This window comes from Halioxenophilus aromaticivorans (genome assembly GCF_042850945.1).
Taxonomy (GTDB): domain Bacteria; phylum Pseudomonadota; class Gammaproteobacteria; order Pseudomonadales; family Cellvibrionaceae; genus Halioxenophilus; species Halioxenophilus aromaticivorans.
Genome location: NZ_AP031496.1, coordinates 1,351,220 through 1,377,352, shown reverse-complemented (window position 1 = coordinate 1,377,352; position 26,133 = coordinate 1,351,220). Strand labels below are relative to the sequence as shown.

Genomic DNA, 26,133 nt, shown 5'->3' with positions numbered 1-26,133 from the left:
GATCTTGGATGCTAACAAAAACATGGGAGCGCAAACCCCCAAGTTTGTACAAACAACTTTAGCGCGAATTACGCTGGCAACTCCGCGTTGTGATAAATATTTTGCACATCGTCGCAATCGTTGAGCATACCCATAAATTTATCGAAGACTTCTACGTCATCGCCGGCCACCGGGGTGGACTCTTTGGGTACAAATTGAATTTCGTCGACATCGAAGTCGATTTCGCCAAAGGCGTCTGTTAGGGCAGTTTTGGCTTTGTAATGCTCGGTGTTGGGCACAAATACGGTGATTTTGCCGTCTTCACACTCTATGTCGCTAACTTCAACATCGGCTTCCATAAGCGCCTCTAGGGCAGCCTCTTCGTCGTCACCGGCGTACACCAGAATACCGCTGTGGTCGAACATGTGGGCCACACTGCCCTGGCTGCCAATTTTGCATTTACACTTGGTGAAGCACTGGCGCACATCGCCAAAGGTTCGGTTGGGGTTATCGGTGAGGCATTCAACGATCACCATGCAATTGCCGGGGCCAAAGCCCTCGTAGCGCGCGGGGCTATAGTCTTCGCCAGCGCCGCCCTTGGCTTTATCCAGGGCCTTATCAATCACGTGGCTGGGCACTTGATCTTTTTTAGCGCGATCCATCAGGCTGCGCAGAGCCAGGTTACCGTCTGGCTCTACGCCACCGGTTTTGGCACAGACGTAAATCTCGCGGCCATAACGGCTGTAAACCTTAGCCTTGGCGTCTGAGGTTTTGGCCATGGATTCTTTGCGGTTCTGGAAGGCTCTTCCCATTGCATGCCTCGTCTCTTCATTAGAAAGCGGGGATTCTACCCAAGGCCACCCTGCCTGTGAACCGGTGAGCGAGGTTTACAGGGCGGTTTGGGCCGAATCTTCCACCTGTTGCCAAACACGTAACAGATTTCCGCCCCAGATTTGTTCAATCTGTGGGTAGGTGTAGCCTCGGTTAACCAGCTCTTCGGTGATGGCTTGGCTCTGATCGATGCTATCCCAGCCCTGAACACCGCCGCCACCGCCGAAATCCGACGCGATACCGACGTAATCAATGCCCACCAGCTTGACCACGTAGTCAATGCCGTCCACCAGGTCGGCCACGCTGGCGCGGGGGAATTGGCTGTTGAGGGCGGCAACGGCCTTGCGAAAGCCTCCAATGGTGGCCTGGCTGGCGGTTTTGTACCAATCCGCTGCGGTTAGCCCCATCTCTTCGCGGATGGCAGCGACGGCGGCTTTATTGTCATCGCTCACGTCGCGCATGTAGCTGTCAAAGGCCACGATTTGCATCACTCCGCCTTTGGCGGCAATGGCCTTGATCTCTTCATCGGATAAATTGCGCGGATGATCGTAGAGCGCCTTTACCCCGGAATGGGAGGCAATCACCGGAGCTTTGGAGCGCTCCACCGCCGCCAGTGTGGATTCCTTCGACGTATGGGAGACGTCCACCATAATGCCCAGACGGTTCATTTGATCTATCAAGGCGAGGCCTTTTTCACTGAGGCCATGGCTCACCGGCTCTGCTACGCCGCCTTGCTCGCCCTTAGCGGCGGAGCTGTCGCCAAAATGGTTGTGGCCAAAGTGCGTGAGGGAAATATAACGAGCGCCGCGATCGTAGAATTCTTGCAGGTGCTGGTAATCTGGGCCCAGTGGATAGGCGTTTTCCACGCCGATGGCGGCGGCCAACTTGCCCTGCGCTAAGGCCGCTTTTAATTGGGCCGGCGAGGTTACCAGGGCGATGTCGTCCGGGCTGTTACTCACCATGCGCTCAATGGCTTCAAATTTACGCTGGGCCTCGGCGTAGGCCTCTTGATAACCGGCCTCGTTCAACGGGCCTTGGCCGACATAGACAATAAAAAAGCCAGCGTCCAACCCGCCGGCGCGCATTTTAGGCAAATCCACCTGCATGGGGCCATCGCTGCGAAAATCCGCCGCTTCCGTACCCAGGCTTAGGGGAATATCAATGTGAGTATCAATGGTAACCGCCGCCGCGTGAATCTCACCGGCGCTTTGCGGTGGCTGCGCCTGGGCTGGTGCGCTCTGTGCTTGGGCGCTCTGTGCTGAAGCAACCTCAGCCACAGGAGGCGCTTTGGTATCAGCCGATTCATCCGCCTTGGGTTCGCAGGCCATTAAAGCCATGGCCACAAAAACACTGAGTGCGATCTTTTTGTTAGCCGCGTTGGCCGTTAACAATTCCATGTAATTACCCCTGGCAAAATTAATAAACAGCAGCGGCGTCATCGCCACGCTTATCGGCTCCAGTTTCTAAACGGCCATCGTCCAGCCGCAGTATGGCATCCACTTTACCAATCACCGGCGAACGCCCCTGCATAACGTTGTAGCCTTTGGCCTCCAACTGCGGCATTAAAGCCGGGTCAAAGCCTTCGGTTTCAAATAATATGGCATCGGGCAACCACTGGTGATGGAAACGCGGTGCGTTAACCGCGGCTTGCATGCTGTAGCCAAACTCGTACACATTGATCAACGTCTGCAACACCGAAGTAATAATGGTGGAGCCGCCGGGCGCACCCAACACCATAAATAACTCGCCGTCTTTTAAGGCAATGGTTGGCGTCATGGAACTGAGCATGCGTTTGCCAGCCGCAATGCTGTTGGCCTCGCTGCCGGTTAAACCAAACATGTTCGGCACGCCGGGCTTAGCGCTGAAATCGTCCATTTCGTTGTTAAAGAAAAAGCCCAATTCATCGCTGTACAATTTAGAGCCGTAGGCACCATTAATGGTAATGGTGGCGGCCACTGCGTTGCCGTACTGATCAACAATGGAGTAATGGGTGGTTTCGTTGCTCTCTACAACTTCAATTGCGCCGTGGGCTACGTCACTGGATTTTGTGGCAGTGTCAAAGCTGAAACTGGCCATGCGTTGGCTCAGATAATTGGAGCCGGTCAATTGAGTGTAGGGAATCTCAACAAAATCTGGGTCGCCCAAAAAGTGATTGCGATCGGCGTAGGCGCGGCGCTCAGCCTCGGTTAACACCTGCACCACAGGCAAACTGTTGTGATCGTATTGGCCCACATTAAAGGGTTCTATCATGGCCATAATTTGTTGCAGCGTAATACCACCGCTGGAGGGTGGGCTCATGGAAATAATATCCAAGCCCTTGTAGCTAAACTGTACCGGCTCACGCCAAGCAACTTGATAGTTAGCGAGATCTTGCTCAGTGATATAACCACCATTGACCTGAATGAAGCGGGCGATTTTTTTCGCCGTTTCGCCTTTGTAGAATTCGTCTCTGCCGCCACTGGCTAATTTGCGTAGGGTTTGTGCAAGGTGCGGACGTTTAATAACATCGCCGGCGCTGTAGGCCTGTGAAAATTTAGAACTGGGGCCACTGATGCTGGTGATTTTTTCCCGCGAGTCGGCCAATCGCCCAGCTTGATAGGGGGTAACTACCACGCCCTGCTCCGCCAATTCAATCACCGGTTGTAACAGCTCAGCCATGGGCTTGGTGCCGAGTTTTTCGTTTATGGCAAAAATACCCGCAATGGTGCCGGGCACGCCCACTGCGGTAGCCCCGTCTCGGCTCATGCCATTGATGACGTCACCGTTTTCGTCCAAGTACATATCACGGTGGGCAGCCGCTGGCGCTTTTTCTCTAAAATCCAACGCGCCGACATCACCGTTAGCTTGGCGATACACCACAAAGCCGCCACCGCCGGGGCTGCCGGCAAAGGGGTAAGCCACAGCCAGGGCCATTTCTACGGCTACCATGGCATCAAAGGCGTTGCCGCCGTTTTGCAATACGGCCAAGCCGATATCAGATACTTCCTGCCGCGCCGAAACCACTGCAGCATGCTCGGCCACCAAGCCCGTGGGCTGTGCGTTACTGAAGCTGTGGCTGGTTTCTGTTTGTTGGAGCTGAGTGCCACAACTGGCAACAAAAAAAGAACAACCAACAACGAGAGATATACTGCGAAACGGCCTGGCTAACATTCATCAATCCTTTACGGGTTTAGTAAGTTTAGGCTAAACAAGTTTTGGCTTAGCTGTGTTCTGCATTCCACAGAGACACTATATCTCTTTGGCAACCGCGTGGTTAGTTTGCAATTGTGCAAGCTCCTTGGCCACAGCCTCCGGCGATTGCGTGCGACGGGCCAGCAACTGGTAAAAACCGGGCACCACGTACAAAGTCAACAACGCGGCAATGGCCACACCAAACAACACCACCACACCCAGCACGTTACGGCTGGCCTCACCCGGGCCGGCGGCCATGATCAGTGGTATGGCTCCAACCACGGTGGAGACAGTGGTCATTAACACTGGGCGCAAACGCATTTGGCAGGCAGTGATAATGGCCTCACCAAAAGCTTTGCCCTCATCTCGCATTTGGTTAATAAACTCAACCAGCAAAATGCCATTTTTAGTGGCAATACCTATCAACATCAAAAAGCCCACCTGGCTAAAGATATTAAAACTGGATTGGGTTACCCACAGGCCAAACAAGCCACCGGCTATGGCCAGAGGCACGGTGAACATAATCACCGTGGGGTGCACGAAACTTTCAAATTGCGCAGCCATCACCAAAAATAAAATCAGCAGGGCGAAACCAAAAATAAACAGGGTGCCGCCGGAGGCTTCCTTAAATTCCAGTGATTCGCCCTTGTAATCCACCTTGGCCTGGTGCGGCAGCTCGTCAATCACCACTTGCTCTAAAAAGCTAAGGCCCTGATCCAAGCTCACGCCGGGTGCTAAGCCCGCGCTAATGGTCACTGCCCGTAGGCGGTTGTAACGTTCTAAGGAGGGAATATCGGCACGGTTTTCGAGATAAACCAAGTTGGCTAACGAAATTAAATCACCGGTGGTGTTAGAGCGCACGTAGGTATTGGTGATATCTTCACTGGTATCACGCTGGTTGTCCTGCACCGCCATAATGACCGGGTATTCCAGACCGTCGAAAACGTATTGCGAGATTTCTTGCTCGGCCATCATGGCCTGCAAGGTTTGGCCAATATCGGCCACAGAAACACCCAACGCCGCCGCCCGGTTTTTATCTACACTGACGTGTATCTGCTGCTGGGTTTCGTTGAGGTCTGAATTAATAGTGGTAAATAAGCCGCTGTCACGCGCTTTTGCCATCACAAGGTCGCGCCATTGAGTAAGATTCTCATAGGTATCGCCTTGAATCACAAACTCCACCGGCGAGCTACCGCCACCCCGGCTTAAGCCGTTGGGCACAAACACCATGGGGCGAATCCCCGGTATGCCAGACCAAGCGCCGGCAATTTCTTGTTGCGCATCAAACACGCTGTAATCGCGCTCGTCCCAATTAATAAAGCTCAACCGTGCAAAGGAGGTATTCGGGTTTAGCGAACCAAAAAATGGCGACACAAACAGCGCCCGGGTAATATCACCGGATTCAACTTTGTTAACGATGGGCTCGTACAAGTCATCGATGATTTGGCTCATTTTGCGGGTGTTGGTGCCCTCTTCGGCTTTAATAATCGCAAATAAGGTGCCCTGGTCTTCCGAGGGGGCGTATTCTTGCTGCAAGTTTGCGTAGAGATAATAGGCACTTACGAGAGCACTGACGGCCAGCAACAGCGGCAGCATTTTAAATTTAAGCGAGCTGCGTAAACTGCGCTCGTACTGCCGGCTCATACCGGCCATGCCGCGCTCAACCGTGCGCACAACCCAATTGTTGCTGTCGCCTTTGTGCAACAGTTTGCTGCACATCATGGGCACCATGGTGAGGGCCAACAGCGTAGAAAAAATAACGGCGGAGCCAATGGCCACGGCTAACTCAGAGAAAATTTGGCCGGTGTTATCCTGTAAAAAACCGATGGGTACAAACACGGCGATCAACACCAAGGTGGTGGCTATTACCGCAAACCCCACTTGGCGCGCGCCATAATAGGCGGCCAGTAAGGGCGGTTCGCCATCTTCCACCCGCCGGTGAATATTTTCTAACACTACAATGGCGTCATCCACCACCATACCAATGGACAGCACCATGGCCAGCAGGGTAATGAGATTAATGGAATACCCAAACATCCACAGGGCAACGAAGGACCCGGCCAGGGACAGAGGAATACACACCACGGGAATGAGCAACGCTCGCCAGTTGCCTAAAAATAACCAGAGCACAAAAGCCACTAAAGCAATGGTGGCCAAAATGGTGCTGTAAACGTTGCTGATGGCGGCGCGAATAAATTCCGAGGCATCCCCCGAGGCTTTAATGTCTACGCCCGGCGGCAAGCTTTGGGCGATGCTTTGCATCTCTTTGTGGATGCCGTCCAACACCTCCACCGTGTTGGCGGTGGATTGCTTTAAAATACCGATGGCCATGCTGTCCTGGCCGTTAACGCGGAACACCCGGCGCATATTTTCCCGGTCTAGCCGTACATCGGCCACCTCGCTGAGGCGCACCAAGTGCCCGTCACCGCCGGTGGCCACCACTAGGTTACGAAAATCCTGTTCGGTTTGATAATTGCGCGCAATGCGCACCGGAAACTCCCGTGTCACAGAGTCAATTCTGCCTGCGGGCAATTCGATGTTTTCTCGCTGCAAGGCGTTGACGACATCCAACACCGTTAGGTTGCGGGCAATCAACTTGTGCTTATCAATCCAAATGCGCATGGAGGGATTGCCACCGCCGAAAATGTTCACCGAGGACACCCCGGGAATAACGCTAAATCGGTCTTTGACGTAGCGCTCGGCGTAGTCTGATAACTCCATCATGTTCCAGGTATCAGACATCAAACTGATAAAGATAATAGGCCGGCCATCGCTATCGGCTTTATTAATTTGCGGGTCTTCGGCTTCCTCCGGCAAACGGCGGCGCACGCGCGAGACGTAATCACGCACATCGTTGGCGGCTTGGTCGATATCTCGGCTTAGGTCGAATTCCAAATTAATGTTGGAGCGGCCATCAATACTGCGCGAGCGCATTACTTTGATGCCTTCAATACCGGACAGCTCGCTCTCCAATACCTGGGTGATTCGGTTTTCCACAATATCCGCCGCGGCACCGGGGTATTCCGTGGTTACCGAAACCTCCGCCGGAGCGATGTCAGGGTATTCGCGGGTGGATAACTGGGAATAGGCAAATAGCCCAAACACGGCAATGAGCAGCGCGATCACCGAGGCAAATACGGGGCGCTTAATGCAAACGTCAGAAAGTACCATACGGGCCTCAGGAAGAATGTATATTGGAGCTGTCGGATTCGCGGGCGAGACTGCTCTGCTCTTCACCCAGCACGCGTACCTTCATACCGGGGCTAAGATTGAGCGTGCCATCCACAACGATGGTATCGCCACGCTCAACACCCTCTGACAGCACCACTTGGCCCGGCATGCGCTTGGCAATGGTGACGTTGCGCAGTTCGACACTGTTATCGTCTTTTACCACATACAGGCTGGCCCGCGAGCCGGATTGAATGACGGCGCTCTCGGCCACCACCAAGGCCGGGTACTGATCACTGAACAAGGTGACATTGATTAGCATACCCGGTAACAGTTTGTGATCTGCATTGGCGATTTCGGCCCGCACTTGAATGGCGCGGGTGCTGGGGTCTACTCGGCTGTCAATGGAGGCCACCCTGCCCTCAAAGATTTGGCCGGCCCAGGCCGGGCTGGTACCAGACACCAAGCTTTGCGTATGCACCTTGCCTAAAAAGACTTCGGGCACGGTAAAATCCAGCTTAACGATACTGATGTCATCCAAGGTGGTAATTTCCGTTCCCGGCGTCACCAAAGCGCCCACACTGACTTGGCGAAAGCCCAGTACGCCATCAAAGGGCGCGGTGACTAGGCGGTCGGCCAGGCGAGCCTTAATGGCGCTTAGCTGGCCTTTGGTTGCATCGACCTTGGCCTGGGCGGCGTCGATATCCGACTTGGATGCCAGATTTTTACCGATGCTTTTAATGCGCTTCAATTGGCGCTTGGCATCGGCCAAATTGGCCTCGGATTCTGCCAGCTCTGCGGCCTGCTCATCGCTGGTTAGGGTGACTAGGACATCACCTTTTTTAACCTGTTGGCCATCAACAAAATTAACACTGGCCACGGGCTCGGTAACTGCCGCGCTGATCACCACCGATTCGTTGGCTTGCAGTGTGCCAATCGCGTCAATTTCATCCACCACAAAACGTTCTTCAACAGTGGCGGTTTCTACTACCGGCGCTGGCCGTGGTTTTTTAGCGACACTTTCGGTTGTTGCATCTTGCTCACAGCCGAGCAACAAACAGGAAACGAGAGACGTTAGCGCGAGAGTTCGCCAGGCGGGCGTTTTGATATTCATGAGGTCTTCCGGCGCTGACTTTTGTTACTTTCCTAACCAACATGGCAGCGCTTTTTATTGAGTGTTTGGGTTTGGGCATTATACGGCGCTACGCAGTATTTATGTAACACAGTGCCCAGGCACAACCCGTAAATCGTTGGTAGAACGAACCTGCAACCGGGACGCATCCCCGCCCTATGCCTGTATTCGAAACTTTTGATGCTATAAATCAGTTTTACTGATAGAGCTTGTCTTGCTCGGTTGAACTGAAACCACACCTACTCTAAAACAGCCTCGTTAAAAACTGCCCCACTAAAAAAAAGACAGCCCTGGGCTGCCTCATGTCAAAAAACGAAGTCAATTTTTGCACGGGCCCATCCCTAGGCCCTGTTGTTACTAAACGCTAATTACTTCTTTATTGGTTGAAGACCTGAAACCGGCGTTTCAGGTCATAAACTCAATTAAAAGTCGTAGTTTAGGCGAGCAAAGTAGTAACCGCCCTGCCAAGATACGATGGTGTCGGTGGGGTATTTGGCACCACAACAGTAATCACCAATTTCATCTTCTTCTGGGTACTCATCAAAGATGTTACGGCCACCCACAGTTAGGCTGAGGTTGTCGTTAAATTGGTAAGAGCCTTCCAAGTCAAACTGCACGATGGGGTCGAACTCTTGGTAGGTTAACGTTGCATTACCGTCGGCGTCGTCTGGGCCATTGTTGTTGGAGTTGGTGTAGCTGCCGTATACATTAGCACGCACTAAGAACGAGAACGCCTCCATGGTGTGACGAGCCGATAGCACACCGCGCCACTCAGGAATCATATTTTCGAAATCGTAGGTATCTTCGATATTGAGGAATTCGCTTGGGTCGGAATCGAACTCAGATTGGTTGTAGTTAACCGATAGGCTTAGATCGGTTAAACCGCCGTTATCCCACTCCAATGGCATGGTGGCAACGAAGTCGATACCGTTGGTGACGGTGTCAAAGGCATTGGTAAAGTAGAACACACCACCGATGGTGTTAGCACCCTGTACCCCGGCGGCTTCCAAGGCTTGGAAGTTTGCAAAGGCATCTGCATCTGTAGGGTCGGTACCCACATCCAAAGTAGAAATCGCGTAGGTACGATCTTGTACTTCAATACGGTAGAAGTCTAGAGTCCAACTTACCGGGCCAGTTTCACCGGTCATACCAAAGGTAAAGTTGGTGGACGTTTCTGGCTCCAAATCGCTGGCACCCAGGGCTTGCGCCACCGCACCGCTGGCTGGGAAGAGACCGGTGGCAACCGGCTGGCCGTCAGGCAGGCGGGTAGATACGTTGGTGGTACCTTGCTGGCCTGGGGTAGGTGCACGGAAGCCGGTGCCCACAGAACCGCGAATACCAAAGGTATCGGTTACGTCATATTGCATGGCTACCTGGCCAACCAGCTCCGAATCGAAATCCGAGTAGTCTTCGTAACGTAATGCACCTTTCACTAACAGCGAATCGGTGACGTCTTTTTCTAAATCAACGTACAGCGCAAAAGAGTCACGCTCGTAGGTACCGGAGTACTCTGGTGAATAACCTGGGAAACCGTTGGAGCCTACGCCAACAACTTGGTAAACAGGGTCACTAGGGTCAGCACAGTTGAGGCCGTTGGCGCTTACCGCAATACCCGCGGCGGTTGGGGTACCGTCGTCGTTACAGAAATTATAGGGATCTTCCGTAGCGTAAGGGCCTGCAGTGTAGGAGGACTCTTCACCACCGGTAATATCGTAGGACTCTTCCATATAGCTGGCACCAAACGACATGGCCATGGTATCGGAGATCAGGTAAACGAAATCCGCTTGCAGTTGAATCTCTTCGTTGCTTAGGTCGCCCGGTTTAAACGAGGTGGGGCTGGCGGCACCCAGTGAAGGATTAATGGTATTTTTTAGGGTGTAGGAAATTTCATCGTAGCCGTAACGAGCGCTGATGTCGTAGCTTAGCTCGCTAGTGAACTCACCTTTAATACCACCGGCCAGTGAGTAGTCGGTTACCTCACCAAAGAAGCGAGGGGTAAAACCGCCGGGGAATTTCTCCAAAGGCGAGTAGATGCTACCGTCTTCGTTACGCAAATCCATAATGGTGCCGTTACCTGGGTAACGATAATAGAAACCACCATCGGCCTCGCTCTCGGAGTAGTTACCGAAGGCGTACAGCTCGGCGGTGTCAGTTAACGGCAAGCCAGCGTTAAAGAATAAACGTGTGCCTTCGCTATTAGGTGCACCCCAAGGCTGAACCACGTCGCTTTCCAAAGACGCGTTGGCCGCCGCGGCTTGATACTCCGCACTTTGATCAGTTACACAGAACCAGGATTCACAGTATTGCTCTGAACGAGAGGTAAAATCCGAACTGGAATATTCACCGGATAAACTAAAGAAACCACTTTCACCCAGGGGTAAACCAATATTACCAGTAACGGTTACGGATTCTCCGTCACCCTCAAAATACTCACCGTAGTCTACGCTCAGTGAGCCACCTTCGGAGTTGTCTTTTAAAATAAAGTTGATTACACCAGCGATGGCATCGGAGCCATACAATGCCGCTGCACCATCACGCAAAACTTCAACGGTTTGCAAGGCGGAGCCAGGGATGGTTGCCACGTCTGGGCCCTGGGTACCGGAGCCACCGATCTCTACCAGTGCCGCACGGTGACGACGTTTACCATTCACCAACACCAAGGTTTTATCGGTTGGCATACCTCGCAAACTGGCCGGGCGAATAAAGGTAGCACCATCACCAATGGGTACACGGCTTACCGAGTAAGACGGCACCAGGGTTTGCAGAATGTCGTTGGTATCGGTGTAAGACACACTGCTGATTTGCTCTGAATTAAATACGTCGATGGGAACCGGCGAATCCGAAACCGTACGCGGTTTAGCCCGGTTACCGGTTACCACTAACTCTTCCAGTGCTGCGTTGGCGGCATCCTGGGCAAATACCGTTGAAGCCGCAAACCCCTGCGCGCATACCGCCGCGATGGTGATGGGTAGTATGTGTGACTTAAATTGTGTCATGGAAAAACTCCAAAGCGTCTCGCCTTAAGTGAATATATAAATGTGAAAACTTAGTAAACAAACCCCAAGGGTTTTCTGAACTCATAAACCGAATTGCATCGGTAGCTTTTTAGCCATCCTGGCGGCAATCCTTATTGTGTCTCTGGCAATCTACGCCGCCAGAATAAGATTTTGGTTTGAAATTAACGCGGCAAAACCCGGGGCATGCAAACGTGTAGGGTCACTTTGTTTTAACAATGCATTTAAAAAGGAGGCTCAGCTTCGGGAGGCTTTGGAATTGAGCCCCTCACAACGGTGAGCCAAAAACTCAATTCCTGGTAAACACAATTGGTAAATACAGCGGCCCATCATTTTTGCTATCAAAGTCCAAAATCCAACGTCTGTTTCTATCTGCTTTTATCTACACCAAAGTTTCTTTGGCTGCCCACTGCTTGAACAATCAAACAAGTGAAAGCAATAAAAACTGTCAAATCTGATAACAAAAACTGTTCCAAAGTTGTCTATACACCCAAATTTCTTTAATCGGGTGAATTTTCATTCGAAACAAGATGTCGCAAAGTGTCGCCAGCACCAGGAATGATCACTATGCTTTTTACAGTGTTCGATTTTGGCGCTGACAAATCCCGAGGAATTACACAAAGAAAATCAAAACGCACCAAACAACTGCATTGACGCAACGACAGAGAAAAGTGAGATCGAAACCGGTGCACCTAGAAACCACGATACACATAATCCTCAATGTAGACTAAGCGTGGATTAAAAGGCCGCGCGAGTGGTCAGGTTTTTTCACAGTGAGGTAGGCTGAAATAGCAGTGAAACGGCTGATGGGTGAAACTGCAACTAATATCGTTAACTTACGAAGACTAAAGAAACCCCACTTTAGTGTTGAATTTCTATTCAGAAACCGAGTAGTGAACGGTTACCTTGGCTCCGCCGTGGGAATAGTGGTAACTATCACATACAGAATTGATAATACTCATGCCCCGGCCAAAGGCGTTTTCTTCAGAGGCTTGGGTGAGCGAGTGGTAATCGAAGCCGGGGCCACTGTCGTGCACACTTAACACCACTTTACCCTGGTCTAAGCTGATGGCAATGTTTACCCAGCCCTCATTTAATTCTGCCAAGCGGCTTTCGCGCTGCATATAGTATTCTAAAAACCCGTCTTCAGATTGCTTCATTTCAGAAGACAACCCAAGCACACCATGCTCTAGAGCATTATTGTAAAGCTCGGATAAAATCGTGGAGATAAAATCTTGGTGCACGTCCAAACCAACGGCGTTAGATAACAACTTGGCAATCTGCGGCACCGGGCTGACCGAACGCAAGTCGTCAGTGGTAAGCTCTACGTTGAGTTGCCAAGGAATGGGACGGGTCGATTTTGTCTGGGTTTTGAGTGCTGGCATTTCATCGGCATCGCACAGCACCTCCACCACCGCGATATCGGCCAACTGTGGCGCGCCTTCGGTAAAACCTTGGTGGCTTTGGAGTAGCGCTTCAAAACAATCGTTATGATTGCCGTTGAACAACTGCAAAAATCGATTGTGGCCAAAAACGACTTTATCGTAATTAGTTGAGCGCTCCAAGCTACTGGTAACCAACAAAAAGCGATTACCTTTAGCTACGGAATAGACGTCCACGTCTTGGCAGAAATCAAATTCTTCTTTCGCCACTAATGGGGCATGCACACTGGTGATGGCTGCCTGCAGTTGGCCATCAGCATTAATGATAACCCCTTCGGGCATACCGCCAGACCATACCGTAAGCTGATCAGCTGAGTTGTTAAGCTCCGCCACCACTGCCCCCACCAGCATACCGTCCGGCACGCTACTGGGTAATACCCGGTTCAGTTCGGCGGCGATGCTGCCGGGTGGCAGACCTTTTTGCGCCATGGCCCGAAACACAGAAAACAGCGGGTTAGAGGCCATGGTGGCGGGCAGGCCAGTACCATCGGCATCGGCCAAGAGAATATAGATACTGCCGGTAGGGCCTTGTTGAATTAACAAAAAGCTGCCATGAAACATGGCCTCAGCAGAGTACTGACAGCGAACGTTATCAAAGGACACTAATTGGCTTTCACACTGCACAGCGAACATTTTGTTCACCAGCTCCTGCTCTACACAGACATTTTTTTGGTAGATCTCTAGGCCGTCGCGTTCGTTAGCCAGCTCACGGAATAAACGTAAGCAGCGCAGGTGGGTGTTTAGCTTGTATTCTGCCTGGGTAGGATTAAACGGCCTTACCAGAACATCATCCACCAAGCCAACGCACTGCTCCAGCTCGGCTTTGTGATTGACGATGGCAACGGTGGCGAAATAGCGCCCTTCGGAATCGGCTTTAAGATGTTGAATAAAACGGGTAAATAACACTCTATCGCCTTCGTATTGGGTAAATACCAAGGACGGCAGGGTGGTACCGGGCTGTTCTAAATGCCGCATAGCCGTCACCGAATCCGTGAACACCACAGATTCGATGCCATTGCGTTCTACTACGCTAACCAGTAGCTCGTTGAGATTTCGGTCCTCGCTAACAATTAGAACTGCCACCGATATTAACCGATTTGAAATTTTTGCTGAAAGTTAGAAATCTTTAAAATCTTTTGAATGTGCGGGCGGCAATTAACCAATCGAATAACAGCACTCCCGCCGCAATGGCGCAGCATGTTGAGCAACATACCTAGACCGGAGCTTTCCATATATTCTGTATTACGGAAATCGACGTGGTATTCACGGCCTGGGTTATTCACGTAGGCGTCGCGAAACTCACTTACCGATTCGAAATCGAAACTGTTGTCTAAGGTGATGGTAATCACACCATTTGCGTTTTTAGCTGAAATACTCATATTTTCTACCTATTGAGTTTTTATGCAGAAACCTACGGTTCTCGAGGTCATTAATTCATATATTTCTCGGAGGACATCGATTAGAATAACTCGACGTCGCCTTCGTCCATGGACTCTTGCTGCACTTTACTTTCCAAATTTTGCTCGTGGAACTGATGCCGCATAGTTTCTAGTTCGTCCGCAACTGCAGTTAAACCCGCAACGCCGGCCGCGCCAGAAATTTGGGTATGGGCTACGGTGGCCACTTCGTTTATGTGCTCGATCCGTTGCTGCATATGGGTGGAGAGCTGATTAATAATGTCTTCAAACTGCAGCGCTCTAATGGAGTTATTAATCTCATGGCCAATGTCCTTAGAGGCCAAGGCCAGCTCGTTAACCACTTTTTCAGTTTGCACATTGAATTCTTCAATTCGGTACAACATGCCGTCGATGTTTACCCGCCCCTCAATCACGGTGTTAATATCTAACGCTGCCACCGCGCTTACCTCAGCATTAACATCGGCCATACTGGATTTGGCCCGGTTAACCTTGGTACGAATTTCCTCGTTTAATGATTGCGAGGATACCGACAAACTGCGAACTTCATCGGCCACAACGGCAAACCCGCGCCCTACTTCGCCTGCCCGGGCCGCTTCAATGGCGGCGTTTAGTGCCAGCAGGTTTGTTTGTTCGGCCAATTGCTGCACATCATCCAGTATAGAAAACATACTTTCCATGTGCTCGGTTAGATCACTGATTCGATGAATGGCGGCCACACTTTTGTCGCTAATATCAATTAACAAATCGACGTAGCCTTGCAAGATTCCATCGACATGGTTAACAAAATTTTTAAAGCTGAATCCGTCTGTGGATTTATCGTTAGTGTCACCGTGCTGAGCAGTTAACCCAGAGACCAGTCCCTGTGCCACATCGTTTTGGTACTCGGTTTTATTAACGATCACTCCAAAGCTATCTTGCAACGATAGCGTAGAATCTTGTATCAGATTTTTAATGCGCGAAATGTGCTCGTTAACGTGGGTAGTCTCCTCGCTGAGGATAGTTTCAATATTACGGCCAATGCGATCCATCTCGGCCTGCCATTGAGCGTCCACTACAACGTCGCTATCTTCATCGTTGGCATTTTGGGCACCCACCACCCCTTGCAGGCTCCACCACCAGGCTGGCAGTAAGGCCAGGGCCACCGGCAGCGTTAGCCAAGTGTTCGCACCCAGCGCGGTCAGCAATAGCATTACAACAGTTACGCCGACACCAAGCTTACATTTGAGCGCGAATTCAATTACAGACATAGTTATACCCTTTAACTGTTCTTATCCTCGGTTGCCTATGGTCCGTTTTGGCAGCTGCCCGGAATAACATACGCGCACCAAAAACTCGGCTACCTTATCCAATGGTAAAACTTTATCCACCGCTCCAGCCCGCACCGCAACGCCTGGCATTCCCCATACCACAGAGGTTGCTTCGTCCTGGGCAACGGTGACAGACCCTTTTTGTTTCATGCGGCCGAGCCCGGTGGCACCATCGGAACCCATGCCGGTGAGCAGTACACCAACCGAACGAGCCCCACTTAGTTTAGCGACCGAATCAAACAAAACATTAACCGAGGGCTTGTGGCCGCTAACCGGCCCACTGTCGTCCAACTCTGCATAAAAAATTCCGCCGCGCAAAGCTACCTTCATATGCTGATCACCCCGAGCCAGATAAGCATGGCCAGGCTTAAGCAGGGTATTGTCCTGGATCACTTCTAATACGTTTATATCGCTGGCCTTATCCAGGCGGGCGGCAAAGGAGGCGGTGAACTGCTCGGGCATATGCTGGACGATAACAATAGGCGGCATATTGGCGGGAAGTTCCGCTAGCACGTCTTTGATCGCGGTGGTGCCGCCGGTGGATGCGCCAATAGCGATAATATCAACACCCGCTTGCACACAATTAGCAGTGTCGTAGCTAATTTTATTGCCCGCCTTGGCGGCATTGCTCTGGCCTAGTGAAGCTGGGTTAACGCGTGATGCATGGCGCACCTTTTCTTGGATAACTTCGGTAAGCGCTAGTAGGGCATCTTTTTTACTCACTCGCGGTTTGGTTATAAAGTCCACCGCGCCCAGCTCTAGGGCCTCAATGGTGATCTCAGCCCCCTGCTGGGTTAGCGTAGAAATCATTACCACCGGTGTCGGCCTTAACCGCATCAAATTTTTTAAAAATGTGATGCCATCCATACGCGGCATTTCTACATCCAGCGTGATAACATCTGGATTGAGTTGCTTTATCTTGTGGCGCGCTTCGAAGGGGTCCGCTGCCGTGCCAACCACTTCAATGGTAGGGTCGCCAGATAGAATGGTCGTGAGAATCGAGCGTATCAGCTCAGAGTCATCAACAATTAATACTCGTGTGGTGTTCATACGTTAAAATAGCTCAATGTCACCTTCAACCGGCGCTTGGTTAATGGATTTACGGTAATCACGCTCGCGGTTGATTATTGTTTCGTTATTTTGTACTTGTATGCGCTTCATTTTGGCTTTGCCCGTCTTCGGGTCAAATAGCACCTTGCGCGGGTAAACATCGCCCAGATCTTGGGCCTCTAGTTTGATGTTTTCTTGATGCAAGTACAGCAATACAAAATCTGCGTTTTTGGCGCCGACATCCGTGGCCTGGCTCAGCACCTTGCCGCCACCAAACACCTTGGCGCGCAGGTTGCGACGAATAGCACCGTATTTAAGCATTTCGTTAACTAAATGCTCCATGGCGTAGTTACCATAGCGTGTGGCGTCGCTGGCGATATTGCCCCAGGTAACCTCTTTGGCGTCTTTATCCGTAAGCGGTAACATAAAGTGGTTCATGCCACCTATTTTATTTTCAGGATCCCAAATACAGGCTGACACACAGGAGCCCAGGGTTGTGGCAATAAGCTCATCCGTTTTGGTAACGTAAAATTCACCCGGTAAAATTTTGGCGATAAACACGCCCATACCGCGATTCCAATATCGGTTTACATGCTCAAACCCGGGTAGCGTTGCCTCAGGCCCGTCCGCCGGGCGGTCGAAGGAAGCTTTCTGATCATCACTCATAGATCGCCTACTGTAGTAATTTTTATGTGAGCTGAAGCGCCGTATTAGGCCACTTTAATATAGGTGGTTTTGCCATCGGACTTTAGCTGGCTAAAGTCTTTGGCAATACTCTCACTGTGGCCAAGCATCAGCACACCATTGGGCCGTAACAAGCGCATAAATTTATTCAGCAATTTAGCCTGGGTTGGCTTATCGAAATAAATCATCACGTTACGGCACATAATCACATCGAAGGGCCCGCGCATTGGCCAGTCATGCATTAAGTTTAGTTGCTTAAAGGCAAGCAGTTGCTGTAATTCTTGATCAACTTTCACCAGGGCCCTGCCATCCACCACGCGCTGTTTAAAGTTTTTCCTTTTTACTGCTTCCGGTAGGCCTTCAATGCGATCGGCATCGTAGATGCCTGCGCGGGCGGTTTCTAAAACGTTGGTGTCCAAATCCGTGGCCAGAATGCGACAATCGGTGTCCGCCACACCGTGACCGTAGAAATCGCGCAGGGTAATGGCCAGCGAGTAAGGCTCCTCTCCGGTAGAGCTGGCGGTAGACCACACTCGCAGCCGGTCGCGGCCGAATTCACGACAGTGTCTGGGCAAAAATTCACTCTTTAAATATTCAAAGTGATGATTCTCGCGAAAGAAACTGGTGAAATTGGTGGTAATGGCATTAAGAAAATTAGGCCATTCGGTATCGTCGTTGTTTTCTAGCAGCGCGTAGTATTCAGGAAACGTTTTAAGTTTTAGCTCGCGTATGCGGCGCATTAAACGGCGATAGACCATTTGCCGTTTGCCCTCTGCCAGTACAATGCCGGTTGAATCGTAAACGAGATCGCACAACTTTTTGAACTGCTTATCCGATAAGCTGTGTTCTTCTGATCTTGCTTCCACTGATGTACTCCATCCCAATAGGCCAAGGTGTTACCCGGCGGGCTAAAAATCAGCTGACTTACACGCCCAAAAAGAGACGAGCGTTATATCAAGCGGTGACAATGAAGCGGCCGAAGCCGCTATCACGTTAAACTACAGTGGAAGCGCCTAGAACTCTTCCCAGCTGTCATCATCCATGGGACGGCTTCTTGCGGGGCTGGCCGAGGCAGCGGCCTGGGGGCGGGCGCGGCTAACGGGCGATTGAATGGTAGCGGTAGGCGAATCATCCAACTGGAAGAAGCTAATCTGCTGCAGTAAAGATTGCGCTTGGTCTTCCATGGCTTTACTGGATGCCGCAGCTTCTTCCACCAAGGCGGCGTTTTGCTGGGTCATTTCATCCATTTGTGATACCGCTTTACTCACCTCCATTATGCCGGAGGACTGTTCTTTACTGGCGTTGTCGATATCGGAAACCATACTCACGACTTCGCGTACGGCCTCTACCAATTGGTCGAAGGTTTGGCCGGTGTTATCCACCAACTGAGTACCTTTTTCTACGGCATCTACGCTGTCGTTAATTAAACCTTTGATTTCCTTAGCAGCGCTGGCACTGCGCTGGGCTAGGTTGCGCACCTCAGCCGCTACCACGGCAAAACCTCGGCCCTGTTCACCGGCTCGTGCAGCTTCCACCGCAGCGTTAAGCGCCAATAGATTGGTTTGGAAGGCGATCTCGTCGATCACACCAATAATATCGGCGATTTTCTTGCTCGATTTGGTGATCTCTTCCATGGCGGTTACTGCGTTGCGAACCACTTCACCGCCTTTGCCGGCACGCTCCATGGCGCCGTTGGCTTTGTCCGTTGCCTCTGATGCTGAACGCGCGTTAGCTTGCACGGTCGAAGTGATTTCCTCCATAGCTGAGGCCGTTTCTTCCAGGCTAGAGGCCTGGGATTCGGTACGCTGGCTTAAATCATCGTTGCCCTGAGCGATTTCACGGGACGCGGTAAATACGTTATTGGACGCTGATTTAATTTCCGTGACCAAATCATTAAGGCGGCTTATGAAGTCGTTGGTGGACTCTTTCAGGAAGCTAAATTCGCCTTCTAGCTCCTCATCAATAGAGGCACAGAGATTACCGGTGGCCAGCTCGGCCAGGCTTTCTTGAATAACAGCAATGGCTCGTTTGCGGCCGGTGATATCGGTGGCGTATTTCACCACCTTGTAGGGTTCGCCACTGGCGTTCAAAATCGGGTTGTAGGTGGCTTGAATCCAAATCTCGCGATTACCTTTGGCGAAGCGCTTGTATTCTCCCGCGTCGAATTCGCCTCGATTCAATTTTGCCCAAAAATCCGAGTACTCTTGACTGGCAGCGTATTCCGGCTCGGCAAATATACGGTGGTGACGGCCAACTATTTCATCCGGCTGATAGCCCAGTGCAGCACAGAAATTTTGGTTAGCAGTACGGATGGTACCGTCCATGTTGAACTCAATTACCGCTTGAGACTTTCCGATCGCTTGTAGCTGTCCAGAAAAGTCTGCAAACTGAAGTTTCTGTTCAGAGATATCCGAAGCGTACTTGATGACCTTCAATACTGTACCGTCAGGGCCCATAATAGGATTATAAGAGGCTTGAATCCAAACCTCTTTACCGCCCTTGCCGAACCTGCGGTACTCTCCTGAGTCGAACTCTCCGCGCCCAAGCTTATTCCAAAATTCTTGATAGGCTGGGGAGCGGACCTCTGCAGGGTCAACGAACATACTGTGATGTTTGCCTTGAATTTCAGCTAAATCGTAGCCTGTGGTGGCCAGGAAGTTTCTATTAGCCCACTTAATGGTGCCGTCGGTTTCAAACTCGATCACCGCCTGGGACTTGCCAATCGCGTCGATTTGCCCGGAATATTCAGCATTCTTGAGTGTTTGCTCGGTGATGTCACTGGCGTATTTAACGACCTTATATGGCTTGCCATCGGCATCGAAAATGGGGTTATAAGAGGCCTGAATCCAAATAGGCTCGCCTGATTTCTTGATGCGTTTATATTCGCTGGAGAAAAACTCACCGCTGGCCAAGCGAGACCAAAATGTTTGGTACTCAGCGGAGGTACGATAGCTAGGCTCAACAAATATAGAATGATGTTTACCTTGAATTTCAGCTAGGGAATACCCTACTGCGGCACAGAAGTTCTCGTTAGCGGTGAGGATATTACCTTCAAGGTCAAATTCGATAACAGCCTGGGAACGGGAGAGAGCTGTCAACTGACCACGCAGATCGCTCATCTCATGCTTGGCATCGGTGGTGTCTTTCCAGGCCATCAGTAGATTTTCGCCATCGACGACAGACCAAACTGAAAAGCACTTTTCGCCCAGCACAAGGTCTGTGGCGGCGTTATCCGCAAATACCTTCCAGGGTTTCAGCTCTGGTGCTGCTTTGAACAGCGAGGAAAGGTCGGCCCCCTCAATGCCATCGTTTAATGGCTTGCTTAATAAAGCGTTAAGTTCATCAGCATTATCGGTGAGTAGCGATTGCGCCAACTCACTGGCATACTCAATGACGAGATCGTTGTTCAGTAAAACCAAACCGATGTTAGCGGAGCCTAACAAGCCCTGTATTGAAACATTGTGTTCAGATAAATTGTTCATAGGTTTTAATCGCTACTTCGTTTATCAATAAATGGTTGGCATCTTCAGCAAAAAAACTAATGCCTGGTTAAATCATCACACCGATATTGGTGATCGTTAAAAATCTTCCCACTCTTCGTCTACGGGAACGGAGCGTGACGGTTTACTGCGCGCAGGCGCGGCCGGCCCGGAAGCCGCGTGTCCACCTGAAGCAACTGCCGGTGCCGCCCTTTGTTCATCGGCCAAGCGGAAGAAACTGATTTGCTGCAACAAGGATTGCGCTTGCTCTTCCATGGCTTTACTGGAAGCGGAAGCCTGCTCAACCAAAGCTGCATTTTGCTGGGTCATTTCATCCATCTGCGATACGGCTTTGCTCACCTCAACGATGCCCGAGGACTGCTCGCGGCTAGCGCTATCAATGCTAGACACCATGGAAACGACCTCTTGCACCGCCGAGACCAATTCGCCGAAGGTCGCGCCAGTGTCGTCTACTAAGCGAGTCCCCTTCTCTACAGCATCTACGCTGTCGTTAATCAGCTCTTTGATTTCTTTGGCGGCGCTGGCACTACGCTGTGCTAGGTTGCGCACTTCTGCCGCCACCACAGCAAAGCCTCTACCTTGCTCGCCGGCTCTGGCCGCTTCTACAGCTGCATTTAACGCCAGCAGGTTGGTTTGGAAGGCAATCTCATCAATCACACCAATGATATCGGCAATTTTTTTACTGGATTTAGTAATCTCTTCCATAGCAGTGACTGCATTTTTCACTACCTCGCCGCCGTTACTCGCTTTAGACATAGCGCCGTTGGCTTTTTCAGTGGCCTCAGTAGCAGCGCGGGCATTGCCCTGGACAGTGGACGTTAATTCCTCCATTGCAGAAGCGGTTTCTTCTAAATTGGAAGCTTGGGATTCTGTTCTTTGACTTAAATCATCGTTACCTTGAGCTATCTCACGTGCGGCGCTGAACACGTTATTGGATGCCGAACGGATCTCCTGAACCATGGAACGAAGATTATCCATGGACTCGTTAATTGCACTGCTTAATTCGGCAAACTGGCCGCTATAGGTTCCGGCCATGGATTGGCTAATATCACCTTTAGCCAAACCTTTAACTACGGCCATGGCTTCATTCACGGGGCTGACTATGGCGTCCATTAAGCCATTAATTCCTTCGCCTACGGAACGACTAAAGCCCTCGTACTGGCCGGTTTCGATGCGGCTGCTCAAGTCACCCTGTGTCGCCGTGGAGATCATAGCTTCGATTTGAGTTTGGGCGCCTTTCTCATCGGTTTCATCCATCCACTGCACGGCAGTACCCAGATTTTTACCGGCGCTATCCTTCAATTCGATAGCAGTGAGGTTAAAGTGCAAATCAGCGACGCGGATATTGGTGTTGAGAGGAAAATTACTCATATCCGCCAACATTGCCCGTTGATAAGCAGGATTTTGATGAAAAATATCGATATTGCTACCCACCAGCGTACGCATATCAAAACTTGGCAACACTTTGCGAATGGCCGCTTCTCGGCGAGAGAGCATTTTTTCCAGCGAAGGGTTAACGTAAACAATTACGCCCTCTTCGTTCGCCATCATAAGGTTTACCGTCATGCCATTAGCCGCTGAGCTCAGTCGACCAATCTCGGCTTCTCTGGCACGTGTTTCAGTAACGTCATACCATTCCAAGGTGTTACCAATGTATTCGCCACTGGCATCAGTCATAGCAGAGACGTTAAGTTCAATGACTAAGTCATCGACTTTAATATCGGTTCTAATGGGCAGGTTACTTGGGTCCGATAGAATTTGTCGCTGGTGGCTAGGCTGCTTATGAAAACCATCAATACAACGTCCCATTAAATAGTTTTCCGTGGCCTGAAATTCTGGCCAAAGCTTCTGAAAACTGGACTGGTGTTTGTCGAGTAGATCTATGGTTGCTTTATTAACGTAGGTTACGTTAAAGTCTCTGTCGACCATCATAATTGCCGTAAGCATGTTGTCTAATGCACTGGCGTACAGGGTTTCTTTGTTAACTGTTTCTTTGTTAGCAGATTGTATGTCGGTGCTATCGGATTGCATTTGTTATTCCTCTGCTCCCGTTCAGGTTGTTAGCTACAAGACGAACCATTGTTCAAGCGAACGTGTGCCTTGACAGCTCTATAAAAGCAGTTGTCTATCTAAAAAATTGCGTTGGCTGCTAGGCTTGAGCCGCTACTGGCTTGGCCTGTGATACAACGCTGTAAAGGTCATTAACGTTGAGCAACTTCTGTGTGTCTAATAAGATAATCAGCTTTTCATCCACAGCCGCCATACTAATGATAAATCGACTGTCGATAGCCGCGCCGAAATCTGGCGCCTTTTTGATGTCCCGATGCTCTACCTTGTAAACCTCAGACACCGCATCAACAACAAGCCCAACCGCCAAGCTATCATCTCCAGTACCACCCGCCCGCAGGACGATAACTACGGTGGTTTCACTGTACTGCGCCGTTTCTAAACCAAAACGTTGACGCATATCAACGATAGGAACAATTAATCCCCTTAGATTAATCACGCCTTTCAAATACCCTGGCGTACCTGGAATTTCAGTGACCGGCGACCAGCCCATGATTTCCTGCACTCGTAGAATATCCACGCCAAACTCTTCACCGCCCAGTAAAAAAGTCAAATACTCTGCTGAACTGTCACTCATCAAAATCTTCCTCTTCAGTCAGCGATAACAACTGCTCAACGTTGAGTATGGTTACCACGTCTGAGCCAACATTAACCAACCCTTGGATGTAACGTCCGTCCACCATGCCACCAAACGACGGCGCAGGTTTGATGTCTTGGGCCTCAGCGTTTAGCACGTCAGATACGGCATCGACGACAAAGCCCATGGTGCAGTGATCACGTTCCGTTTTTACCGTTAACACAATAACGACCGTTGTTGGGTTGTAGACTGGCTCACCAATTTGAAACTTCAATCGTAGATCAAGGATCGGCACAATCACACCGCGTAAATTAATTACACCGCATACATGCTCCGGGGAATTGGGAATCAGGGTTGGCGCTTCCCAACCACGAATCTCAGTGACGGATAAAATATCCACACCATAGTGCTCATGTTCAAGGCAAAACGTCAGGTATTGATCACCGTCTGATATAAAGTCGATACCCTCTAAGGATAGGTCGCCATGATCTTTTGAGGCTACATCAGGCACTTCTACAAGAGCATTCACAAAAAATCTCCTTTAAGCCGCACGGCTCGAGTGGCTTTTACGACGATTGCGTGAAGCGCGTGTAATTAAGCCCTGAATATCCAAAATCAACGACACTGAACCATCACCTAGAATCGTGGCACCACTGATGCCCTCTACCCTGCGATAGTTGCTTTCCAAACTCTTAATCACTACTTGTTGCTGGGCCAATAAATCATCTACCAATAAGCCGATCTTATTACCGTCGCCTTCCACAACCACCAACAAAGCGTTTTCCAATTCTTGGTTATCGGCTTCGATATTAAACTCTTTATAGATAGGAACGATGGGCACATTGTCTTCACGCAGGCGATATAGCACCATGTTGCCAGACACACGATTGACTAATTCGGCTTTAATTTGTAATGATTCAACAATGGCAACCAATGGAATAATAAATACCTCTTTGCCCACGCGAACCAGCTGACCATCCAAAATCGCCAGGGTTAAGGGTAAGTGCACACGAATAGTAGAGCCTTTACCTAGCTCGGATTCGATTTCGATGCGGCCACCCAAGGATTTGATATTCCTGCGCACTACATCCATGCCCACACCACGGCCAGAAATATCACTTACCGAAGCCGCCGTGGAGAAACCTGGCTCAAAAATAAGATCGTATATCTCTGGTACTGTCAGCTCTTGCTCAGGAGCTACTAGGCCTTTTTCTCTGGCTTTGGCAAGAATTTTATCCGGGTCTATGCCGCGGCCATCGTCAGTGATTTCAATAACGATATTACCCCCACGGTGTTCGGCGTTGAGCTGAATCTTTCCGGTTTCATCTTTGCCGGCTGCAGCTCTCTCTTCCGGCATTTCTAGGCCGTGATCGATGGCATTGCGAACCAAATGTACTAACGGATCACCAATCTGCTCCATCACGGTTTTATCCAGCTCGGTTTGCTCACCGGACAAAACCAAGTCGACTTTTTTTCCGGTCTTCATGGAAAGATCGCGAATCATTCGGGGGAAGCGATTAAAGGTAAAGCTAATGGGCAGCATACGGATGCGCATAACACTTTCTTGCAATTCACGGGTATTTTGTTGTAGCTGCTCTAAACCGTTGGCCAAGCGTTCCAGCTTGTCCATGTCAAAATTATTACCCAACTCGGATAACATTGACTGAGTAATAACCAATTCACCCACTAGGTTGATTAAGTTATCGACCTTATCGATACCAACGCGAATGGAACCACCGGCAGAGGACGACATTCCACCCGACTCGCTTTTTGCCGCTGGCGCTTTGGCTGCCAGTGTGCCGGACGGCTTAGCCGCTGGAGCGGCAGGAGCCTCTGCAACGCTTACCGTCGCCGGCTCCGGTGCCGCTTGGGGTTCCGCAACTGCAGGTGTTGGCTCATCGGTGCCATCACTTGCTGCCGTGACTTCAATCTCAGCGCTCTCATTCGCTGAAGCGTCATCCGAAGTGGCATGGGCATCCACCCGTTCAATGTTAAGTTCGCATTCGTCCATTACCCAGTCAAAGGCTGATTCAATATCGTCTCGATCAACGCTGCCATCTAAACGCAGCGTCCAGCTAACAAAGCACTCGTCGACGGATATTTGATCGAAGGCGGGGACGACTTCTACATTGGCTTCCACGTCTAGGCTGCCAAGCTCTTCTAGCTCGCGAAAAATACGCAGCGGCTCGTTACCAGTCAGTAAAATTTGCGGTTCGGGTTTAAAACCAATGAGCCAGATTTTGTCACCACCAGCATCACTGCCTGCGCTACCATCGGCAGCATCACCGGTTGGGAAAAACGTTTGCTCCAGGGCGCTGTCTTGGCTACTTAATCCTGCATCGGATCCGGCGGCTTCACCCGCCGCCGTCTCACCGGTAGCGGAAGGTTGAGACAGCATCTGTTCAAACGCCGCCAATAGCTCTTTACTCACCGTGTCGTCGATAGGCTGTTCTTGCTCTAGAGATTGGAACATATCGCGCAACGCATCACAGGATTTCAGTAACAAATCGATGGATTCATTGGTTAGACTACGCGCACCATCGCGCACTTCATCTAACAACGTTTCCAGCACGTGGGTAAAGCTCACGATTTCCGGAAAACCTAGGGTACCAGCGCCACCCTTGATGGAATGCGCAGAACGGAAAATGGTATTAATCAACTCAGGGTCATCGGTGCCGGACTTGCTAATTTCTAACAAGCCCTGCTCCATTACATCGAGGCCTTCATAACTCTCTTCGAAAAACACCTGATAAAACTGTTTTAAATCTATTGTCATGACCCTGACCTCGACTT

Annotated in this window: 17 protein-coding genes; all 17 read right to left on the bottom strand. The window is 50.6% G+C overall.

Translation table 11 applies throughout. The features are described from left to right. Positions 1 to 68 precede the first annotated feature (68 nt). The gene (locus ACGHM3_RS06005) at positions 69 to 791 is read right to left on the bottom strand and encodes a YebC/PmpR family DNA-binding transcriptional regulator (protein WP_345421246.1); all 723 of its coding nucleotides are present in this window, start codon (positions 789 to 791) and stop codon (positions 69 to 71) included. Between the two features lie 75 nt (positions 792 to 866). Then, entirely contained in the window at positions 867 to 2,207 is a 1,341-nt protein-coding gene (locus ACGHM3_RS06000; RefSeq protein ID WP_345421250.1) for a dipeptidase, read from the bottom strand. Positions 2,208 to 2,226: 19 nt separating this feature from the next. Then, on the bottom strand, positions 2,227 to 3,960 hold the full coding sequence (gene ggt / locus ACGHM3_RS05995; protein WP_345421253.1) for a gamma-glutamyltransferase: 1,734 nt from the start codon (positions 3,958 to 3,960) through the stop codon (positions 2,227 to 2,229). A 78-nt stretch (positions 3,961 to 4,038) separates the two neighbouring features. Further along, positions 4,039 to 7,152, bottom strand: a complete 3,114-nt coding sequence (locus ACGHM3_RS05990; RefSeq protein WP_345421256.1) for an efflux RND transporter permease subunit — start codon at positions 7,150 to 7,152, stop codon at positions 4,039 to 4,041. Positions 7,153 to 7,159: 7 nt separating this feature from the next. Next, on the bottom strand, positions 7,160 to 8,263 hold the full coding sequence (locus ACGHM3_RS05985) for an efflux RND transporter periplasmic adaptor subunit (RefSeq protein ID WP_345421259.1): 1,104 nt from the start codon (positions 8,261 to 8,263) through the stop codon (positions 7,160 to 7,162). A gap of 440 nt (positions 8,264 to 8,703) precedes the next feature. Further along, positions 8,704 to 11,277 carry a TonB-dependent receptor domain-containing protein gene (locus tag ACGHM3_RS05980; RefSeq protein ID WP_345421262.1) on the bottom strand — a complete coding sequence of 858 codons (2,574 nt, stop codon included), beginning with the start codon at positions 11,275 to 11,277 and terminating at the stop codon, positions 8,704 to 8,706. 893 nt (positions 11,278 to 12,170) lie between these two features. After that, on the bottom strand, positions 12,171 to 13,820 hold the full coding sequence (locus ACGHM3_RS05975; RefSeq protein ID WP_345421266.1) for a SpoIIE family protein phosphatase: 1,650 nt from the start codon (positions 13,818 to 13,820) through the stop codon (positions 12,171 to 12,173). Positions 13,821 to 13,825: 5 nt separating this feature from the next. Then, positions 13,826 to 14,116 carry an STAS domain-containing protein gene (locus tag ACGHM3_RS05970; RefSeq protein WP_345421269.1) on the bottom strand — a complete coding sequence of 97 codons (291 nt, stop codon included), beginning with the start codon at positions 14,114 to 14,116 and terminating at the stop codon, positions 13,826 to 13,828. 80 nt (positions 14,117 to 14,196) lie between these two features. Continuing rightward, complete coding sequence (locus ACGHM3_RS05965; RefSeq protein ID WP_345421272.1) at positions 14,197 to 15,402, bottom strand: methyl-accepting chemotaxis protein; 1,206 nt, start codon at positions 15,400 to 15,402, stop codon at positions 14,197 to 14,199. Between the two features lie 21 nt (positions 15,403 to 15,423). Then, positions 15,424 to 16,512 (bottom strand): chemotaxis response regulator protein-glutamate methylesterase, encoded by a 1,089-nt coding sequence (locus ACGHM3_RS05960; RefSeq protein WP_345421275.1) that lies wholly within the window; start codon positions 16,510 to 16,512, stop codon positions 15,424 to 15,426. Between the two features lie 3 nt (positions 16,513 to 16,515). Beyond that, positions 16,516 to 17,178 (bottom strand): chemoreceptor glutamine deamidase CheD, encoded by a 663-nt coding sequence (gene cheD / locus ACGHM3_RS05955; RefSeq protein ID WP_345421278.1) that lies wholly within the window; start codon positions 17,176 to 17,178, stop codon positions 16,516 to 16,518. 44 nt (positions 17,179 to 17,222) lie between these two features. Further along, on the bottom strand, positions 17,223 to 18,062 hold the full coding sequence (locus tag ACGHM3_RS05950; RefSeq protein ID WP_345421281.1) for a protein-glutamate O-methyltransferase: 840 nt from the start codon (positions 18,060 to 18,062) through the stop codon (positions 17,223 to 17,225). A 147-nt stretch (positions 18,063 to 18,209) separates the two neighbouring features. Continuing rightward, the gene (locus ACGHM3_RS05945; protein ID WP_345421284.1) at positions 18,210 to 20,678 is read right to left on the bottom strand and encodes a methyl-accepting chemotaxis protein; all 2,469 of its coding nucleotides are present in this window, start codon (positions 20,676 to 20,678) and stop codon (positions 18,210 to 18,212) included. Positions 20,679 to 20,774: 96 nt separating this feature from the next. Continuing rightward, positions 20,775 to 22,727 (bottom strand): methyl-accepting chemotaxis protein, encoded by a 1,953-nt coding sequence (locus tag ACGHM3_RS05940; RefSeq protein ID WP_345421287.1) that lies wholly within the window; start codon positions 22,725 to 22,727, stop codon positions 20,775 to 20,777. A gap of 118 nt (positions 22,728 to 22,845) precedes the next feature. Beyond that, a complete protein-coding gene (locus ACGHM3_RS05935; protein ID WP_345421291.1) occupies positions 22,846 to 23,340 on the bottom strand; it encodes a chemotaxis protein CheW in 495 nt (164 codons plus the stop codon). Continuing rightward, positions 23,333 to 23,869, bottom strand: coding sequence for a chemotaxis protein CheW (locus tag ACGHM3_RS05930; RefSeq protein WP_345421294.1), 537 nt, complete (start codon positions 23,867 to 23,869; stop codon positions 23,333 to 23,335). Before ACGHM3_RS05930 ends, ACGHM3_RS05935 begins: the two co-directional genes overlap by 8 nt. A 12-nt stretch (positions 23,870 to 23,881) precedes the next feature. Then, the gene (locus tag ACGHM3_RS05925) at positions 23,882 to 26,116 is read right to left on the bottom strand and encodes a chemotaxis protein CheA (protein ID WP_345421297.1); all 2,235 of its coding nucleotides are present in this window, start codon (positions 26,114 to 26,116) and stop codon (positions 23,882 to 23,884) included. Between the last annotated feature and the right edge of the window lie 17 nt (positions 26,117 to 26,133).

What these genes read in the sequence shown, in the direction of transcription:
- ACGHM3_RS06005 (WP_345421246.1), bottom strand. Translation starts at nt 791, where the DNA reads ATGGGAAGAGCCTTCCAGAACCGCAAAGAATCCATGGCCAAAACCTCA.
- ACGHM3_RS06000 (WP_345421250.1), bottom strand. Translation starts at nt 2,207, where the DNA reads ATGGAATTGTTAACGGCCAACGCGGCTAACAAAAAGATCGCACTCAGT.
- ggt (WP_345421253.1), bottom strand. Translation starts at nt 3,960, where the DNA reads ATGTTAGCCAGGCCGTTTCGCAGTATATCTCTCGTTGTTGGTTGTTCT.
- ACGHM3_RS05990 (WP_345421256.1), bottom strand. Translation starts at nt 7,152, where the DNA reads ATGGTACTTTCTGACGTTTGCATTAAGCGCCCCGTATTTGCCTCGGTG.
- ACGHM3_RS05985 (WP_345421259.1), bottom strand. Translation starts at nt 8,263, where the DNA reads ATGAATATCAAAACGCCCGCCTGGCGAACTCTCGCGCTAACGTCTCTC.
- ACGHM3_RS05980 (WP_345421262.1), bottom strand. Translation starts at nt 11,277, where the DNA reads ATGACACAATTTAAGTCACACATACTACCCATCACCATCGCGGCGGTA.
- ACGHM3_RS05970 (WP_345421269.1), bottom strand. Translation starts at nt 14,116, where the DNA reads ATGAGTATTTCAGCTAAAAACGCAAATGGTGTGATTACCATCACCTTA.
- ACGHM3_RS05965 (WP_345421272.1), bottom strand. Translation starts at nt 15,402, where the DNA reads ATGTCTGTAATTGAATTCGCGCTCAAATGTAAGCTTGGTGTCGGCGTA.
- ACGHM3_RS05960 (WP_345421275.1), bottom strand. Translation starts at nt 16,512, where the DNA reads ATGAACACCACACGAGTATTAATTGTTGATGACTCTGAGCTGATACGC.
- cheD (WP_345421278.1), bottom strand. Translation starts at nt 17,178, where the DNA reads ATGAGTGATGATCAGAAAGCTTCCTTCGACCGCCCGGCGGACGGGCCT.
- ACGHM3_RS05945 (WP_345421284.1), bottom strand. Translation starts at nt 20,678, where the DNA reads ATGAACAATTTATCTGAACACAATGTTTCAATACAGGGCTTGTTAGGC.
- ACGHM3_RS05940 (WP_345421287.1), bottom strand. Translation starts at nt 22,727, where the DNA reads ATGCAATCCGATAGCACCGACATACAATCTGCTAACAAAGAAACAGTT.
- ACGHM3_RS05935 (WP_345421291.1), bottom strand. Translation starts at nt 23,340, where the DNA reads ATGAGTGACAGTTCAGCAGAGTATTTGACTTTTTTACTGGGCGGTGAA.
- ACGHM3_RS05925 (WP_345421297.1), bottom strand. Translation starts at nt 26,116, where the DNA reads ATGACAATAGATTTAAAACAGTTTTATCAGGTGTTTTTCGAAGAGAGT.